The organism is Ensifer adhaerens, assembly GCF_028993555.1.
Lineage (GTDB): Bacteria > Pseudomonadota > Alphaproteobacteria > Rhizobiales > Rhizobiaceae > Ensifer > Ensifer adhaerens_I.
This window is the reverse complement of record NZ_CP118611.1, coordinates 569,918-587,026: the sequence shown is the minus strand read 5'-3', so window position 1 is coordinate 587,026 and position 17,109 is coordinate 569,918. Positions and strand designations below refer to the sequence as shown.

Here is a 17,109-nt window from a genome sequence, read left to right as displayed (position 1 = left end):
GATCGCCTAGCCCGCGCGGGCCATCGCGAGATCAAAGGCGCGCAAGGCACGATCGAGAATCGCGTCTTCGTCCTGACCGACAAGGCGCCGCCCGCGCATCAGAATTCGTCCACCGACAATCGTCGTGTCCACGTCGGCCCCGTTGGCAAAGCGCGTGATGCGCTGCACCGGATCGTGCGGCGGCCAGAGATGGGGCTGACGCATGTTCAAGAGCAGGATATCGGCGCGCTTGCCGGCCTCAAGCGACCCGAGTTCGTCTTCCATCATCAGCGCGCGTGCGCCCTCGATTGTTGCCATCTCAAGCAGTTGTAGCGGCGGCAAGACAGCATCATCAGCAAAATGGCGCGCGTGGTAACGGTGCGCCTGAAACATGTTGCGGAACATGTCGAAGGGCCGATCGGGGGCGGCAGCATCGGTGCCAAGCGATACGGTTACGCCCTCCTCCATCAGTTCCGGCGCCGGGCAGCGACCATAGACCGACATCAGCGCACTGGGATTGTGTGCGACCTTGGCGCCGGTCCTTTTCAGCACTGCCCGGTCGGCCTCGGTCAGATCTATGCAGTGGGCAAGCAGCGAACGTTCGTCGAAGAGGTCAAGCCGCGCATCGTTGGTGGCGATGGATCCGTCGCGATGACCGTCCTGTATCAGGAGTGTCCCTCGCTGACGCGCACGTTCACGCACTTTGCATGCGATCTTGTATACCGTTTCATCGCGCAGCTCCTGCTCATCAAATACAGGCAGGGAAAAGACGACCTTCAGCCGCTCGTCACGTCCCGCCCAGGCATCGACCAACTCCGCGGCCACGTCGATTTGCCGGTCCTGGTCGACGACGATGTCGCTGTGGGATGTCGGCGTATACTGCCGATACACATGCATTTGCCCGGGACGGTTCGGGCCAACGGCCAAAACTTCGCGCACGCCCATGGCGGCAACCGAGGAAAGGTGTGCTTCGGCCGCATCCGGGGCCTCGCTGCGCATGATATCCGGGCCGCCGCCAAACAGCAGCGCGGCAGTCGTCGTGCCGCATTTGATCCTTTCGGCCGCCGACAGCGCCGCTTCCGCCGCCCAGAATTCGGGATCTGTCGCGGTTGCGTAGATACGGCCGGTCACGGACATCCAATCCTCGGCCTCGCTGCCCAACCCCTTGGTCAGCATATGGCCGGCATGGGCATGCGTGTCGATCAAGCCGGGCATCGCGACCATGCCAGCGGCATCGATGCGCTCGGCGTGCGTTTCTCCAGCGTGACTTCCCTCGCCGATCGCGGCGATGCGCCCGTCCTCGACCAGGATATGGCCGCGCCCCAGAACGCGCCGTCCTGAATCCATCGTGATGATCGTGGCATTTTCAATCAGCAGTGCGTTCGTCATGGGCGTCTCCCTCTCCGGCTGCCGGGTTTGGCGTTCTTTTTTGACAAAGCGCCGCCAAATCGACTTTCGCCATCTTGATATTGTTTGCATCAGATGTACACTATTTTTGGGAACATTCGTATCCAATAGAAAAGACAATGTGTATACGTTAAACGGGAGAAACCAGTGAAGACCTCTATAAAGACCCTTTTGGCAGGACTCGCCTTTCTGGCGCCGCTGTCTCAACCGGCATTCGCCGAAACGCTGCGGTGGGCCTCATCCGGCGATGTCATTTCCTACGATCCGAACGCCCAGGTCGACAGCTTCACCCAGAGCGTTCATCACATGGTTTTCGATCCTTTGGTGCGCCGCAACAAGGATCTGAAGCTGGAGCCGGCGCTTGCCACGTCCTGGGAAGTCGTCGAGCCCACGCGCTGGCGCTTCAAGCTGCGCCAGGGCGTGAAGTTCCATGAGGGCCAGCCCTTCAATGCCGACGACGTCGTGGCGACGATTAAGCGCCAGATCGATCCCGGCGCGCGCAACCGCGAAAACCTTTCCACCGTTGTCGGCGTCGAGAAGGTGGACGAGTATACCGTCGATCTCATCCTGCGTGCGCCTTATCCGCTGCTCCTCAACGATCTTGCCGCCATCTACATCATGAGCAAGCCCTGGATGGAGGAGCACGACGCACTGAAGCCGGGCAATGCCTCGACCGGCGTCGTCACCTATGCCAGCAACCATGCCAACGGTACCGGCGCCTTTAAGCTGAAGGCCTACGAGCCCGACGCGCGCTCGGTTTTCGAGGTGAACAAGGAGTGGTGGGACAAACCGCAGCATAATCTGGACGAGGTGGAATTCCGCCCGATCGCCTCCGACGCCACCCGCGTTGCGGCACTGCTGTCGGGCGAAGTCGACATGATTGCACCGGTTCCGCTGCAGGACGTCGATCGCATTGCCGCAACCGACGGTCTGAAAGTCGTCGAAAACCCGTCGCTACGCACCATCTTCTTCGTCTTCAGCTACAGGCCGGAACTGCATGCAACGCCGGGCCAGCCCAATCCGCTGCGCGACGTGCGTGTGCGCCAGGCACTTTGGCACGCGATCGACACCAACACGATCCAGAAGCGCCTGATGCGCGGCAAGTCCCGCACGGCCGGCATGCTCGTCGCACCGGCAGTGACCGGCTACGACGAGGACATCGACGTGCCGCTGCCTTACGACGTTGCCAAGGCCAAGGCGCTTTTGGCCGAAGCCGGCTATCCGGATGGCTTCAAGACCGGCCTTGCCTGCCCCAACGACCGCTATATCGCTGACGAACAGATCTGCCTTGCCGTTGCGTCCATGTGGGCACAGATCGGCGTCCAGGCCAATGTAAGCGTCGAGAGCAAGACGACCTACTTCCCGCGCACCGACAAGGGCGAGTTCGACGTCTATCTTCTCGGTTGGGCCTCGTTGCCGCCGATGGACGGTTTCAGCCCGCTGCAGGCGCTGCTCGCCACCAATGACGGCACCTTCGGCGGCAGCAACGCCGATGGGCTCACCAATCCCGAGATCGACAAGCTGGCCTATGCTGCTTCGACGGAACTCGACGAAACCAAGCGCGTCGAGGATCTGAAGCAGGCGTTCCGCATCACCCATGACCAGGTCCTCTACCTGCCACTGCATCAGCAGCCGGTCGCATGGGCGATGAGCAGCAAGGTCGACATGCCGCAGTTCCCGGACGAGTATGTCCGTCCGTGGTTCGCTCAGATCAAGAAGTAGTCGGGACTCTCCCAAGGCCAGTCCTGGCAAGCGAAAGCGAGCCGGGACTGGACCGCAAACCGGGTCAACCCCTCCAGGACCGGCAACGGAACGGAGGATGCGGGAGCGCATAAACCCGGTGGCCGCCCTTTGGGCAACATCGCTCCCGGTAAGGACTATCCGATGATCAGACTTCTTTCAGTCAGGCTGCTTCAGGCCATCCTCGTGATGGTCGCGGTGACGGCCATTGCCTTCGTCATGTTCCGCTTCGTCGGCGATCCGGTCGCCTCAATGGTGCGTGAGGGTGCGACCCAAGCAGAAAAGGACGCAGTGCGCGTTGCGCTCGGCCTCGACAAGCCGGTCCTGGCTCAGTTCGTCAAATTCGTGGGTCAGGTGCTGACCGGCGACCTCGGCACAAGCTATCGCTACCAGCAGCCTGTGACGACCCTGTTGCTCAGTCGCCTTCCCGCCACGCTGGAACTGGTGATCGTTGCCACCGTGCTGGCCCTGTCGCTCGGCATACCACTCGGGGTGCTCTGCGCGCTGAAGCCGCACGCCTTTTTCTCGCGACTGACCCAGTCAGCGACCCTTGTCGGCATTTCCATGCCCACCTTCGTCACAGGCCTGCTGCTGATCCTGGTTTTCGCGGTAAACCTGCGATGGTTGCCATCGTCCGGACGCGGAGACCTCGTCGACATCGGTTTCTGGCAGACCGGCTTTCTCACGCTTTCGGGCCTGAAGTCACTGATCCTGCCCTCGATCACGCTGGCATTGTTCCAGCTCACGCTGATCATGCGGCTGGTGCGCTCGGAGATGATCGATGTCTTGTCGTCGGACTACATTCGCTTCGCCTTCGCACGCGGCCTGCCGCGGACCTACATCTATGGACGGCTCGCGCTGCGCAACGCACTGATGCCGGTCGTCACCGTCACGGGCTTGCAGATCGGGCAACTCATCGCCTTTGCGATCGTCACCGAGACGGTGTTCCAATGGCCCGGCATGGGCCTGCTGTTCACCAATGCTGTCGGCTATCCCGACGTGCCGGTGCTGGCCGCATACCTTCTCTTTGTCGGCTTCCTGTTCGTCATGATCAACATGATCGTCGACATTCTCTACACCTTCATCGATCCGCGCCTGAGGACACGATAATGGCTACGCAATCCCTGATGCGTCGGCTTCCGCCGGTTTCCGTGATGATCGCCAGCCTGGTGCTCGTCGTCATGCTGATCCTCGTGATCTTTGCCCCGCTGATCGCGCCGATGGACCCGCGCGACGTCGCATCCTATTCGCTGATGGACATGGAAATTCCCCCTGTCTTCATGGAGGGTGGGGATTCCCGCTTCCTGCTCGGCACCGATAACCAGGGACGTGATCTCGTCTCGGTTATCCTGTTCGGGCTGAGGATCTCCGTCGTCATCGGCCTCGGCGCAGTGGTCTTTGCGGCCGTGCTCGGTGTCGTGCTCGGCCTCGTTGCCGGCTTCTTCGGCGGCGTGGTCGATGGCGTCGTGATGCGCATCGCCGATATCTTTGTCAGCTTCCCCACCATTCTCGTGGCACTGCTCATCAGCGGCATTGCCCGCGCGCAGTTGAGCGCCGAGACGATGCTCGCCTGGGCGCCGCTGGTGCTGATCTTCTCCATCGCCATCAACGAATGGGTGCAATACGCGCGAACCGTGCGTGCCTCGACCATGGTGGAGATCGCGCGAGACTATGTGCGTGCCGCCAAGGTCATCGGCCTGCCATCCGCCCGGATCATGGGCCGCCACATCCTGCCGAACATCATGAGTTCGGTGATGGTCATCGCCACGATCAACCTCGCTGGCGCGATCCTGACGGAGGCGACGCTCTCCTTCCTCGGCGCAGGCATGCCGCCGACCTATCCTTCGCTCGGCACGCTGATCCGCATCGGCAACCAGTTCCTGTTCTCCGGACTCTGGTGGATCGCAGTCATGCCCGCGACGGTGCTCGTCGTTCTCGTGCTCGCCGTCAACGTGATCGGCGACTACCTGCGCGACCATTTCAACCCGAAACTGATGGCTCGATGAGATGACCGACAAAACGCGCCCCGTCCTCGACATCCGCAATCTTCGCGTCGAATATCCGCTGGCCAACGGCGACACGCTTGTCGCCGTCAAGGACATCGATCTCTTGATCCGGCCCGGCGAAATCCACGCCCTCGTCGGCGAATCCGGCGCCGGCAAGACCACGGTCGGCAACGCGCTGATGGGCCTGTTGCAGGCCCCCGGCAAGATCGCCGCCGGTTCGATCGTCATCGCCGGCAAGGAGATCAACCTGCGCACCGGCCGCACCGAAGGCATTGTGCCCGGGCGCGATGTCGGCGCGATCTTCCAGGATCCGATGACGAGCCTGAACCCGCTCTTCACGGTGGAAAGCCAGTTGTGCGAAGGCATGCTCACCCATCTGAAGCTCTCGTCCCGGGAGGCGAAGGCCCGCGCGCTGGAATTGATGAAGGCTGTCGGCATTCCGGAGCCGGAGCGCCGCCTCGGCAGCTATCCGCACCAGCTTTCCGGCGGTCAGCGCCAGCGCGTGGTCATTGCCACAGCACTCGCCTGCAATCCGCAGCTGATCGTGGCCGACGAACCGACGACAGCACTCGACGTCTCGGTACAGGCACAGATCCTCAAGCTCATCCGGGATCTTGCCGACCAGCGGGGCGTCGGCGTGCTGCTCGTCACCCATAACATGGGCGTCGTCGCCGAAATTGCCGACCGGGTTACCATCATGCAGAACGGTGCGGTCGTGGAAAGCGGTCCGACGCGCGAGGTGCTGATGGCACCGAAGGCGCCCTATGCCCGCACACTGATCGCGGCCGTTCCGCCCATCGACACGCGGCTCGAGCGTCTGCCGGTGCCGAGCGAAGAAACGCAGGTGACGCTTGAGGCGCGCGCCACGGTGCGCCGCAAGAGTGCAAGGAGCGAGACCGGCAGCCGCGACGAGCTGGTGCTCTCCGTGCGCGATCTTGCCGTGGAGTACGGGGGGCGCAGTTTGTTCCCCGGCCGCAAGGCGTCGGTCTTCAAGGCCGTAAAAGGCGTTTCGTTCGATGTTCGCCGCGGCGAGATTTTCGGCCTCGTCGGCGAATCCGGCTGCGGCAAGACCACCGTTGCCAACACCATCGCCGGTCTTGTCACCCAGAACGCAGGCTCCATCGATTTTCAGGGCACGGCGCTCGGCGGTCGACGTGAAAAATCGATCCGCCAGTCCCTGCAGATGGTGTTCCAGGATCCCTATTCGGCGCTCAACCCGCGCCTGCGGATCAACGCCGCCATCGCGGAACCGATCCTGTTCTACAAGCTGGCCTCAAATGCGGATGAAGCCAGGCAGGACGCAAAGACGTTGCTCGAAGCGGTCGGCCTTCCCGCCGACGCAGGGGCGCGTTTCGCGCACGCCTTTTCCGGTGGCCAGCGCCAGCGCATCGCCATTGCCCGCGCGCTCGGGCCGCGCCCGTCGCTGCTCATTTGCGACGAGCCGACCTCGGCGCTCGACGTCTCGGTACAGGCGCAGCTTCTCAACCTGCTGAAAGATCTGCGCGACCTCGCCGGTCTTTCCATGCTGTTCATCAGCCACGACCTCGCGGTGATCCGCCAGATGTGTGACCGCGTTGCCGTGATGAAGGCGGGGGAGATCGTCGAGCTCGCCGATACCGAAGCCCTCTTCACCGCGCCAAAACACGAGTACACACGCGAACTCCTCCGCCTGGCGCCCTCGGTGGAGCGCATCATGGGGCGGGAACTGGCTTCGGCGTAAGCGTGTATGGCAAGGCCCCTGCCGACATTCCTCGCCACCGGAAGCCCAACGGGATTGGGGACCTGTCGCCGACATCCTTTTTGACCCGCCACTGTCCCGGCTTGCGCTGGTGACCTTGGCGGGCTGCCCATCGCGTACGACTGACGCGCCACCGCGCAAGTGCCCCTTCGGGCCACAAACAAGAAGACGACCTAAAGGAAATCCGCGATCATGCCCCAATCATCCCAGCCCACGACGGGCCGCCAATGGATGCTGCTCATTCTCGTCGTGCTGGTTGCCGTCAATCTGCGGCCATTTCTCACCGCTCCCGGGCCCGTGCTTTCCGAGATCGTCGCCGATACCGGAATGGGATATGGCAGCCTGGCCCTGCTGACACTGCTGCCGATGATGCTGATGGGCGTGGGCGCCTTCGTATCCCCATCGCTGCAAGCCTTGATCGGCACGCGGCGCGGCATTCTCATTGCCTTGCTTGTGCTGACAACCGGCTCCCTGCTTCGTCTCGTCGCACCGGGCGGCATAGCGTTGGTGATGACGGCAGCCCTTTGCGGCGCCGGCGTCGCCTTTATCCAGGCGGCTTTCCCCGGGATCATCAAGGCGGAGTTTCCGCGCAGCATCCCCGTGGTCACCGGCCTCTATTCCGCCGTCCTGATGGGCGGCGGGGCGCTGGGCGCGCGGCTGACACCATTCCTCGTCAGCGCCGGCTACGGCTGGCGACCGGCTCTTGCCTGGCTTGCGGCACCGGCGCTTGTTGCTCTCAGTGCCGCGTGGTTGATCCTCTCGGATGCGCGCAGCGATCGCCCGGATAAGGCGCTGACCGGCCGGCTGCTCCGCCGGCCCCGCACCTGGACGCTCATCCTCGCCTTCGGCCTGGTCAATGCCGGCTACTCGTCCGCAGTTGCTTGGCTTGCCTCCTACTACCAGTCTCTCGGCTGGAGCAGTGGAGATAGCGGCAATCTCGTAGCGCTGATGGCGATCTGTCAGGCGGCGGCCGCCCTCGGCCTTCCGGTGCTAGCCCGCCGCAGCATCGATCGCCGCGCCTTCCTGCGCTTGACGCTGGCAATGCAGGCGATCGGCTTTGCCGGCCTCGCGTTCCTGCCCCAGGCCGCGCCGGCGATCTGGGTTGGCCTGTGCGGCGCTGGCCTCGGCAGCAGCTTCTCGCTGGCGATCGTCACCGCTCTCGATCACTTGCCGCGCCCGCACGAGGCCGGCGTGCTTGTGGCATTGATGCAGGGCGGCGGCTTCCTGATCGCGTCTCTCGGCCCCTTTGCCACTGCATTTCTTCACGACATCAGCGGCAGCTTCGCCCCTGGGTGGACGTTGCATCTCGCCTGCGTCGTCGGCGTCTTCTTCCTCTATATGCGTTTCAACCCGTCACGCTACGCGCAGGCGATGCAGTCGCCGATCTGAGGGACGTATTTCCTCACTCCTTGGGCAGCCTCGTGAGAGTTGGCCAGAACACGAGACGCATCACGTGGCGCAGGCGTCTTCGTCCTGCGCCACCGCTGTTCCCGCACGGCGCTGCCAAATCACTAGACATCCTGCCATTTTGTATGCAATTCGAGGAGACAATTGCTACGGCTTGGAGTGACCAGTATGGCAAAGAAAGAAGGCGAAGGCGGCGGCGGCCGCGCTCAGGCCGTTCACCGCGTCCTGAAACGCGCAATCCTTGATCAGGCGCTGTCTCCAGGATCGAAGCTGCCGGAAGATTCGATCGGCGAAAGACTGGGCGTCAGCCGGACCCTGGTTCGCGAGGCGCTGGTTCGCCTCAGCGAGGAAGGGCTGGTGGAGTTGCGGCCGAACAGGGGCGCCGTGGTTGCGCGGCCAACCCTTGAGGAAGGGCGCAATCTGTTCCTGACCCGAATGGCGCTCGAACGACTGGTGGTTGAGACGCTTTCCGGAAAACTGACCAACGAGCAGATCGGCATTCTCTCGTCCCATATCGCCGCCGAGGATGCGGCGAAGAAGGAACGCGCTCCGTCGATCCGTCTGGCGGGCGAATTTCATACGCTGCTGGCGCAGATGACCAACAACGCCAGCCTTATTCGCTACGTGAACGAACTGGTCGCCCGCAGTTCCCTGATCCTTGCGCTCTACGGCCGACCGCATTCTTCGGAATGCGCTGTATCGGAACACCAGGAACTGCTCGACAAATTGATCGCCGGCAAGACCGACGAGGCGGCCGCCCTGATGGCGCATCACCTCGATTCGGTGACGACCCGTGCCCTGCTTCCGACCGACGGGGACAGAAACATCAAGGAAGTACTGTCCGCCTACGCCGTGGCCGAGGGTCTCGCCTAGACGCAACGCTCCCGGGTGTCCGGGAGCTTTACGCGACAGTCGGCACGCGAAACACGCCTTCGCCGCCCGCGCCAACGGCCTTGCAGCAAATCGACGCTCGGCAAGACACGGCCGCAGCCCGGCTCGTGATGACGAACGTCGTCGTGGCATCCAAACGCAGAGCCTATCAGGCTTCGCCAACACCACCCGACACGAGACGCCCCTTGTGGAACGTAGCACTCCTGGCGGGTGTCCGAGCTACCGCCTCTGCCGAGCAGCTCGCTCCGACGAGCGTGAACGAAGCCTCATCGCCGACCTTGGGCCAGGCGCGATTGCCTTTGTCGTCGAGGGGCAGGATGCCGCCAGTGGCGATAGACATGGACCGGGAGAGGCGGAATTCGTCCGACCCGCGATAAAGCTGCGCGTAGAGATACGCCTTTTCCAGCATGTCCCCGCTGCCGAATGGCGACCAGTGGTCGATGACGCTGTCGGTTCCGGTCATGACGAAAACCCCCTTCTGCGCCAGTTGCGGCAAGGGCATCATCAGCCCACCGATCGGCACCGTCGAGGCAATCGAGATCTTCTGTTCCGCCAGGCGTGAGGCCGTCTCTTCCAAGGCCTCCGGAGTAAGCGTGGTCAGCGCGAAGGCGTGGCTGATCGTGACCTTGCCGCGAAGCGTGGGGTTTTGCTCGACGGTATCGATCATGTAATTGACCGCAGCGACGCCGGCGGGGCTGGTTTCGTGCAGATGGATGTCTACCCCCTTGCCGGTATCCATGGCGATCTGGAACATGGCGTCGAGTGACTTTTCCATGGCACCATCGACATTCGTCGGATCCAGGCCACCAACATACTGGACGCCCATCTGCATGGCTTCACGCATCAGGCCATCGACCTTTGAGTGAAGCAGGCCGTGCTGGGGGAAGGCGACGATTTCACACACGAAATCGTCGCGATGGTTTTCCAACGCCTGCTGCAGGTGCTCAAGGCTTTTGAGACCACTGACCGGATCGATGTTGCAATGGCTGCGCGCGACGGTGCTTCCCTTGGACTGCAGGAGGGCGATCAGGCCCTCCGCACGCTCGCGCGAGGTCGGCAGCAATTGCGGAAGCAGCTTCTCCTCAAGCGCTATCATATCCATGATGGTTTTGCCCTGACGCGGGCGCGGCGCCTGCCAGGGGCCACCATAAAACGTCTTGTCGAGGTGGATGTGCATATCGCGCATTGTCGGCAGCAACAGTTGCCCATGCACCTGATAGTGCGGCACACCTTCGGGCAGGCCCGCATTCTGCGGATGCAAGGCGACAATCGCGCCGTCCTTGATTTCCAATGCGTAGAGCGCAGTCCGCGTGGCGACGACGATATCGCCGTCATACTCGAAGCCCTCCTCCAACCGCACGCCGGTCAGGATGTAGTGGCGATCCGCAAGCGTCTTGGTGCGCGTCTCGCCGGTGTTCTGACCCGCGCTGGCTGATGCCTGGCGAACCGCTCCGCCGGACAAGCCGGCGACAGCGCATGCGGTCGTCAGCGTCCCGGTCCGGCTGAGAAAGGTCCTGCGGCTTTGCGGTAGCATCTGTTCCAACATCGTTGCGTGGCCTCATCATCATCTGGGTTAGGGCCGCCAATCTACCGAACGGCGCCGCCGCATGGCAGCGACATTTACCAATGCTGGCTATTCGATTTACCAATGCAAGCGCGCGATTACGTGGCAACCGCAAATGACAAAGAGGTGGACGCATCCCCTTTATCGCTACCGCCGCAGGTCGCAATACTCGACGAGGCGTTCCGCAAGCGCCAGTGCTGCAGGGCTGGCATCGTCGCGGTAAAACAGCGCCAGTTCAAAGTCATCGACGGATGGCAGACGCTCGGCCTCGCCCAGCACGCGGTGGGACGGCAGGCGGCAGCTCGCAGGCAGCAGACTGACACCGAGCCCGGCAGCCGAGGCGGCAGCGAGTGCTGCAAGACTGGCGCTGCTGTAGCTGATGCGCCAGCGAATGCCGAGAGTGTCGAACGCCTGGCACAATTCCTCGCGGTAGAGACCATTCAGCGGGAATACAGCCAAAGGCACCGGAACCTTTTCGATCGCCGGGCGCACGAGACTATCCAGCCACAGCAACGGTTCCGGCCTGGCCGCGCGCGGCTGTTGCTTGCGGCGCTGCTTGACGAGAATGAGGTCGAGTTCCCCGTCCCGATAGGCGAGTTGCAGATCGGCGCTGAGCCCACTTGTCACGTCCAGCCGCAGGTGCGGATGCTGGCTGTTGAAAGACGCCAGAAGATCGGCCGTCGGCACCATGAAATCCTCGGGCATTCCCAAGCGAAGCACGCCGTCACGCCATGGGCCCGCCAAGGCGTCATGTGCCTCTTCGTTCAACGCGATGATGCGACGCGCATAGCTCAGCAACTTGACGCCTTCCTCTGTCAGTTGCACCTGATGCGACGATCGTTCGAAAAGCGCTTTCCCGAGCATCTCCTCCAGTCGGCGAATTTGCTGACTGACCGTCGATTGGGAAAGGTTCACCCGCTCGGCTGCGCGGGTGAAGCTGTTGCTTTCGCAAATGGCCACGAAGCTCAGCAACAGCTGGGGATTGAACATGGGATAGCGGCTCATTCGTCCCCCAAAGCTGAAGCCGATGGCGACGAGAATGACGGCTCGCAAACGGATCGCCACACCGTGCGATCACCAGACGGTCCAGGTCAAGCGTCGCATCAAGATTGAATGCGTTGCATTTGTTATCGTGTATACAATCTGCATGCAAAAGGAAAAGTGCAGCGTTCACCGGGTTACGATCACCGGCCTCCCCTTGAACCGACCCGCGAAGCCCTGGAAGTCGCCAGGTCTGCACCCGACCGCAGCGTTTGGAGCGGGAGATCGGCGTTTTCATCCCGCAACCCTGCTTCATTCGCTAACGCAATGGTTTCCATCGGTTTTCTTAATTTCCGAACCAGCGAGAACTTCCCTATAGCCGAGCCCATGTCGCGCTCTCCGATCGCGAATTGCGCAATGCGGCGGCGGCGAACATCGCATTGGCACCCCAAACGCCGCAACGAGCCGCTGCCTCTCGAAGAAGCGGTCTGACCCGAGGGCGCATGGCTGCCTGGAAAGGTGCAATGTGATGACGCAAGAACTGGACAGCGCAGCCGGTTCCGACACGATCCCAAGCGAGCGCCCCTCGAAATGCGCCCCCCGCGCCGGCTTCCTGGCCAGGATCGCGTCGTCTCTTCTCCTTTATCCGGGGTATCGAAGGCTCTGGATATCCAACCTTTTCTTCTTCGGCGGCCTCTGGACCCAGACGCTCGTGCTCGGCTGGCTGGTGTTTGAGATCACCCGCTCGGAGTTTTCCGTCGCGCTCTTCACCGCGGCAAGGCTTGGACCGATGATGCTTGGTCCTCTCGCCGGCGTGATTTCGGACCGCTTCGACCGACCCAGGCTGCTTTTGGCTGCGTCCGGCTGGGCTTTTGCCGTCCTCAGCCTGATTGCGCTTCTCGTAGCGCTCGACAAAGTAACCTTCTGGGGCCTCGTCTTTGGCGGCTTCTGCCTTGGCCTGGCGCAATCCCCATCCCAGCCGGCACGTTTTGCGCTGGTCGCCGATCTCGTCGATCGCGAAAAGCTCAGCAACGCGAATGCCTTGAACTCGCTTGTTCTGAGCCTGACGCAGATGATCGGACCGGCGCTCGGCGGAACAATGATCGTAGCATTCGGAGCTGCATCAGCGCTCGCCATCTCCGCCGGCTGGTATCTCGTTTCGTTCGTAGCGCTCTGGCCGATGAGGAACCTGAAGAGCAGCCGCCAACCAGGTCGAGAGGAAGGCATCGCTAGCCTTGTGACGGCAGGCTTTCGCACCATCTCCGGGAACGCCCTCCTCCGGTCCGTGCTCGGCGTCACATTCCTGGCCAATATCCTGTTGTGGCCGATCTACCAGGGCTTCATGCCGGTTATCGCCAAGGAACATCTGGACCTCACACCACAGGGGCTTGGCCTGTTACTGGCATGCGCGGGTACCGGCAGCCTGGCTGGCGCGCTCGTCATCGCCAGTCTCGGAGACTTCCGCTACAAGGGCGGCCTTTTCCTGATCGGCACGGCGATCTGGGGCGCTCTTTGGGCGACCTTCGCTCTGTCGTCGTCGTTGCCACTCTCGTTTGTTCTCATGGGGCTCATCGGACTGTCTGCGGCACCGTTCGGTATCCTGCAAACCACGCTCATGCTGATGATGACCGAACCGCACGTGCAGGGACGCGTGATGGGCATTCAGGAATTGACCATCGGCGTCATGCCGGTTTCGAGCCTGCTGCTCGGCTCGGCGGCAGAAATCATCGGTATCGCCAATGTGGCGCTGATCAGCGGGACGCTGTTGGCCATATCGCTCACGCTCCTGGCTCTGCGCGTTCCGGCACTGCTACGCTACAGCGGCCACAACAACTGAATGCCCCAACGGAGGCAGCCGTCGCGGCGGAATGTCTATTTGCGATCAGCGAGGTCGGCGGCTTGCCGCTTCGACAAATGCGTCAAATACCCGAGCGCCCGGATGGCTATCGGCGTCCAGCAATTCCGGGTGCCATTGCAGCCCCATGGCAAAAGGCTGCGTGCCGATCTCGATTGCCTCGACGACTCCATCTGATGCCCGGGCCGTCACGGTCACTGCGCCGGAAACCTCCACAATCGCCTCCCGATGAAACGTGTTCACGGCGAATGTCTGCGCGCCGAAGATATCAGCCATCCTGGTGCCGGCAACGACATGCACGTCGTGTGACACACCGCCCTGGTCGTGATTGAGGGCCCCCGGCCAAGACGAACGGACATCCGAGACCATCCGGCAGCCGTTCAGGCACCCGAGCATTTGCATGCCATTGCAGATTCCCAGCACAGGTTTGTCGCGTGCAAGGAACCCTTCCATCAGCGCCCTATCGACGGCAAGGCGATCAGATGGCGGATACTGGGATTGGTCTCCTTCGACGTACCAATCCTTCGGAAAGTTGATACGGCCGCCGACGCTCAGGAACCCGTCAAATTCCTCGACGACTTGGCCCACCATGTCGGGGATGTACGGGATACCGAAAGCAAAGGCGCCGGCGCGACGGAGGGCGGAAAAGTAGTTCCGCGAGGTATCGTAACGCCCGCCACCTGAACTGGTGTTTTCATCCATGATCACGGCGATCTTCGGCATGCGGCCCATTGGTTTGTCCCGGGTTCTAGAAATTCTACGTACATCTATCCCGTTCGGATCGCATGGGTAGCCATTTTCAGACCGACACCACGTCTATTTTGAACGAGATTTTGCTGAAAGCGCTCCACGGGCTAGGCCAAAGCCATCCGAACCCTATGGTTCCCGCCGATCTCGATCAGCTCGGATCGAACAGGGGCGGTAAAGACATCCGGCGCGGTGCTGCCATCGGAAACGAAGCTGCGGCCGAAAAGTTGCGGCACGGTGGCGTCGCTCCCCTGCTTGGCTGCCGGGTTCAGCGCCGCATCCGGATCGGGAATGGCCGCGATCAACCGTCGCGTATAGGGATGGGTGGGCGCTTCGAAAATCTCGCGCCAGCCGCCCTCTTCCACGATCTCGCCGAAATACATGACCAGCACCCGGTCACTCATGTGCTCCACCACGCTCAGATCGTGGCTGATCATCAGATAGGAGAGGCCGAGCTTTTCCTGAAGGTCGAGCAACAGGTTGATGATCTGGGCGCGGATCGACACGTCGAGGGCGGAGACCGGCTCGTCGAGTACGACGATCTCAGGCTCGAGGATCAGCGCGCGGGCAATACCGATGCGCTGGCGCTGGCCGCCGGAGAATTCGTGCGGGTAGCGCCCCGCCTGCTCGGGCGTCAGGCCGACATTCTTCAGCATCACCTCGATGCGACCCTCGATTTCCGAGGTGGCGGTGATGCCATGCAAACGCAGCGGCGCGGCAAGCGAGGTGCGCACGGACTGGCGCGGGTTGAGCGAGGCATAGGGATCCTGGAACACCATCTGCACCGCTTTCGCCCTGTCCATGCGGTCCGGCGCGCCGGGGCCGGCAAGCGGCTTTCCGCGAAAGCGGATCATGCCCTCGGTCGGTTCCTGGAGGCCGAGGATGGATAGCGCCGTCGTCGACTTGCCGCAGCCGGATTCACCGACGATCGACAGGCATTCGCCCTTGGCCAGTTCGAAGCTGATGCCGTTGACGGCGTGAAGCGTGCGCCGTCCGGTGCCGAGCAGGCCACCGCCGGAAATGGGGAAACGGACGTGAAGATCGTCCACCTGCAACAGCGGAGCGGTCATGGCTGGCTCCCTTCCAGTTCACGCGGTGCGATGAAGCGGCTCTCTGTCAGCTTCGAGCGGTCGGAAATGATGCTGTCGATATCGACGAGCCGCTGCCGCCCTTGTTCACTGCGGCTTCCAAGGCGCGGCAGGGCGCCGAGCAGGCCGCGGGTATATTCATGCCGCGGACTTTCGAACAGTGCCCGCGTCTCGTTCTCCTCGACGAGGCAGCCCGAATACATCACGCCGACGCGCTGGCAGATACTGGCGATGACGCCGAGGTCATGGCTGATGAAGAGCACCGCCGTACCGCGCGCCGCGCAGAGTTCCTTGATGAGGCGAAGCACCTCGGCCTGCACGGTAACGTCGAGCGCGGTCGTCGGTTCATCGGCAATCAGCAGGTCCGGGCTGCAGGCAAGCGCCATGGCGATCATCACGCGCTGGCGCAGTCCGCCCGACATCTGATGCGGGTAGTTCTTCGCGCGGCGATCGGGATTGGGCACGCGCACGTTCGCAAGCGCCTCGACGGCAAGCTTTTCAGCTTCCGTCCAGCTTTTTCCCTGATGCAGCACGAACATTTCCGCAATCTGCCGGCCGACCGTCGAAAGCGGGTTCAGCGCGGTCATCGGCTCCTGGAAGATCATGGCGATGCGGTTGCCGCGCAGGCGCCGCATCTCACGCTTCGGCAACGCCAACAGGTTCTGGCCCTTGAACAGTATCGCCCCGCCCGAAACGGCGAGCGGCCTTTTCAAAAGCCCCATGACGGCGAGCGATGTGACCGATTTTCCGGAGCCGGATTCGCCGACGAGACCATAGGCTTCTCCGGGCATGATCTGGAAGGAGACGCCCTTTAGCAGCGGATGAACGGAGCGGCCGAGCGAAACGCCGAGGCGCAGATCCCTGATGTCGAGAAGCGGCTGGGTCATGGCTTGCGCGTCCTCATATGCGGATCGAGGCTGTCACGCAGGCCATCGCCGAGAAGGTTGAAGCCGAGCACCGATAGAAAGATGGCAAGGCCGGGGAAAAGCGCTGCCCAGGGCGCGAGCTGGATGAGCTGGCGCGCGTCGGTCAGCATCGAGCCCCAGCTCGGGAACGGCGGCTGGATGCCGAGACCGAGGAAGGAGAGCGCCGCTTCCGACAGCACCGCCGAGCCCATGCCGAGCGTCGCCATGACGAGGATCGGCCCCATCATGTTGGGCAGGATCTGCGTGAACATGATGCGCAGGTCGCCATAACCAAGCGTCTGGGCTGCCTGCACGTAACCCTGCGACTTCAGCGAGAGCGTCGAGGACCGTGCAATACGGCAGGTCCAGCTCCAGTTGGTAAGACCGAGCGCAATGAGCAGCGACGGCAGGCCGGGGCCGAGCACGGCCATCACCGCGAGTGCGAAGATCAACGAAGGGATGGCGAGCATGACGTTGGTCAGCCCGTTCACCAGATCGTCCCACCAGCCGCCCCAGTAACCGGCCGTCATGCCGAGCGTGACACCGATGATCGAGTTGATCACCTGCGACACGATGCCGACGGTCAGCGAAATCTGGGCACCGTAGAGGATGCGGGTATAGACATCCCGTCCCTGCCCATCGGTGCCGAACCAGAAGGTGGCGTCCGGCGGCAGTTCGGAATTCATCAGATCCGCATCGAGCACCGGATCGAAAGGTGCGATCCAGTGGGCGAGGATACCGGCGAAGATGACCAGAACTGTCAGCGTCGCACCGAGCCAGAAATTGAAGCCTAGGCGCACG

General features: G+C 62.6%; 14 protein-coding genes. 7 read left to right on the top strand and 7 right to left on the bottom strand.

Annotation, left to right across the window (positions count from 1 at the left end; translation table 11 throughout):
* Window positions 1-6 precede the first annotated feature (6 nt).
* A complete protein-coding gene (locus PWG15_RS23070; RefSeq protein WP_275026347.1) occupies window positions 7-1,593 on the bottom strand; it encodes an amidohydrolase family protein in 1,587 nt (528 codons plus the stop codon).
* On the opposite strand from PWG15_RS23070, the gene PWG15_RS23065 reads away from it, so the two are divergent.
* The 6 genes from PWG15_RS23065 (at window position 1,534) to PWG15_RS23040 (ending at window position 9,150) form a co-directional block, all read left to right on the top strand.
* A complete protein-coding gene (locus tag PWG15_RS23065; RefSeq protein WP_275026345.1) occupies window positions 1,534-3,108 on the top strand; it encodes an ABC transporter substrate-binding protein in 1,575 nt (524 codons plus the stop codon). The genes PWG15_RS23070 and PWG15_RS23065 overlap by 60 nt on opposite strands.
* Before the next feature lie 162 nt (window positions 3,109-3,270).
* Window positions 3,271-4,236, top strand: coding sequence for an ABC transporter permease (locus PWG15_RS23060; protein WP_275026344.1), 966 nt, complete (start codon window positions 3,271-3,273; stop codon window positions 4,234-4,236).
* Window positions 4,236-5,132, top strand: coding sequence for an ABC transporter permease (locus tag PWG15_RS23055; RefSeq protein ID WP_275026343.1), 897 nt, complete (start codon window positions 4,236-4,238; stop codon window positions 5,130-5,132). Before PWG15_RS23060 ends, PWG15_RS23055 begins: the two co-directional genes overlap by 1 nt.
* Before the next feature lies 1 nt (window position 5,133).
* A complete protein-coding gene (locus PWG15_RS23050) occupies window positions 5,134-6,852 on the top strand; it encodes a dipeptide ABC transporter ATP-binding protein (protein ID WP_275026342.1) in 1,719 nt (572 codons plus the stop codon).
* Window positions 6,853-7,062: 210 nt separating this feature from the next.
* Complete coding sequence (locus tag PWG15_RS23045; protein WP_275026341.1) at window positions 7,063-8,259, top strand: cyanate transporter; 1,197 nt, start codon at window positions 7,063-7,065, stop codon at window positions 8,257-8,259.
* A 186-nt stretch (window positions 8,260-8,445) separates the two neighbouring features.
* Window positions 8,446-9,150: a GntR family transcriptional regulator gene (locus PWG15_RS23040; protein WP_275026340.1), complete on the top strand. Its 705-nt coding sequence runs from the start codon at window positions 8,446-8,448 to the stop codon at window positions 9,148-9,150.
* Window positions 9,151-9,316: 166 nt separating this feature from the next.
* On the opposite strand, the gene PWG15_RS23035 is transcribed toward PWG15_RS23040, so the two are convergent.
* Together PWG15_RS23035 and PWG15_RS23030 are read right to left on the bottom strand one after the other, a co-directional pair.
* Window positions 9,317-10,714: an amidohydrolase family protein gene (locus PWG15_RS23035; protein ID WP_275026339.1), complete on the bottom strand. Its 1,398-nt coding sequence runs from the start codon at window positions 10,712-10,714 to the stop codon at window positions 9,317-9,319.
* Window positions 10,715-10,879: 165 nt separating this feature from the next.
* The gene (locus tag PWG15_RS23030) at window positions 10,880-11,737 is read right to left on the bottom strand and encodes a LysR family transcriptional regulator (protein WP_275026337.1); all 858 of its coding nucleotides are present in this window, start codon (window positions 11,735-11,737) and stop codon (window positions 10,880-10,882) included.
* 505 nt (window positions 11,738-12,242) lie between these two features.
* Between PWG15_RS23030 and PWG15_RS23025 the strand changes: the two genes are divergently transcribed.
* Entirely contained in the window at window positions 12,243-13,550 is a 1,308-nt protein-coding gene (locus PWG15_RS23025; protein WP_275026336.1) for an MFS transporter, read from the top strand.
* Between the two features lie 45 nt (window positions 13,551-13,595).
* Here PWG15_RS23025 and PWG15_RS23020 read toward each other — a convergent pair whose 3' ends face one another.
* From PWG15_RS23020 to PWG15_RS23005, 4 genes are all read right to left on the bottom strand, one after another.
* A complete protein-coding gene (locus PWG15_RS23020) occupies window positions 13,596-14,300 on the bottom strand; it encodes a gamma-glutamyl-gamma-aminobutyrate hydrolase family protein (protein ID WP_275026335.1) in 705 nt (234 codons plus the stop codon).
* Window positions 14,301-14,422: 122 nt separating this feature from the next.
* Window positions 14,423-15,385: an ATP-binding cassette domain-containing protein gene (locus tag PWG15_RS23015; protein WP_275026334.1), complete on the bottom strand. Its 963-nt coding sequence runs from the start codon at window positions 15,383-15,385 to the stop codon at window positions 14,423-14,425.
* Window positions 15,382-16,290, bottom strand: coding sequence for an ABC transporter ATP-binding protein (locus tag PWG15_RS23010; RefSeq protein WP_275026333.1), 909 nt, complete (start codon window positions 16,288-16,290; stop codon window positions 15,382-15,384). The genes PWG15_RS23015 and PWG15_RS23010 overlap by 4 nt, the downstream gene beginning before the upstream one ends.
* The gene (locus PWG15_RS23005; RefSeq protein ID WP_275026332.1) at window positions 16,287-17,108 is read right to left on the bottom strand and encodes an ABC transporter permease; all 822 of its coding nucleotides are present in this window, start codon (window positions 17,106-17,108) and stop codon (window positions 16,287-16,289) included. The genes PWG15_RS23010 and PWG15_RS23005 overlap by 4 nt, the downstream gene beginning before the upstream one ends.
* Between the last annotated feature and the right edge of the window lies 1 nt (window position 17,109).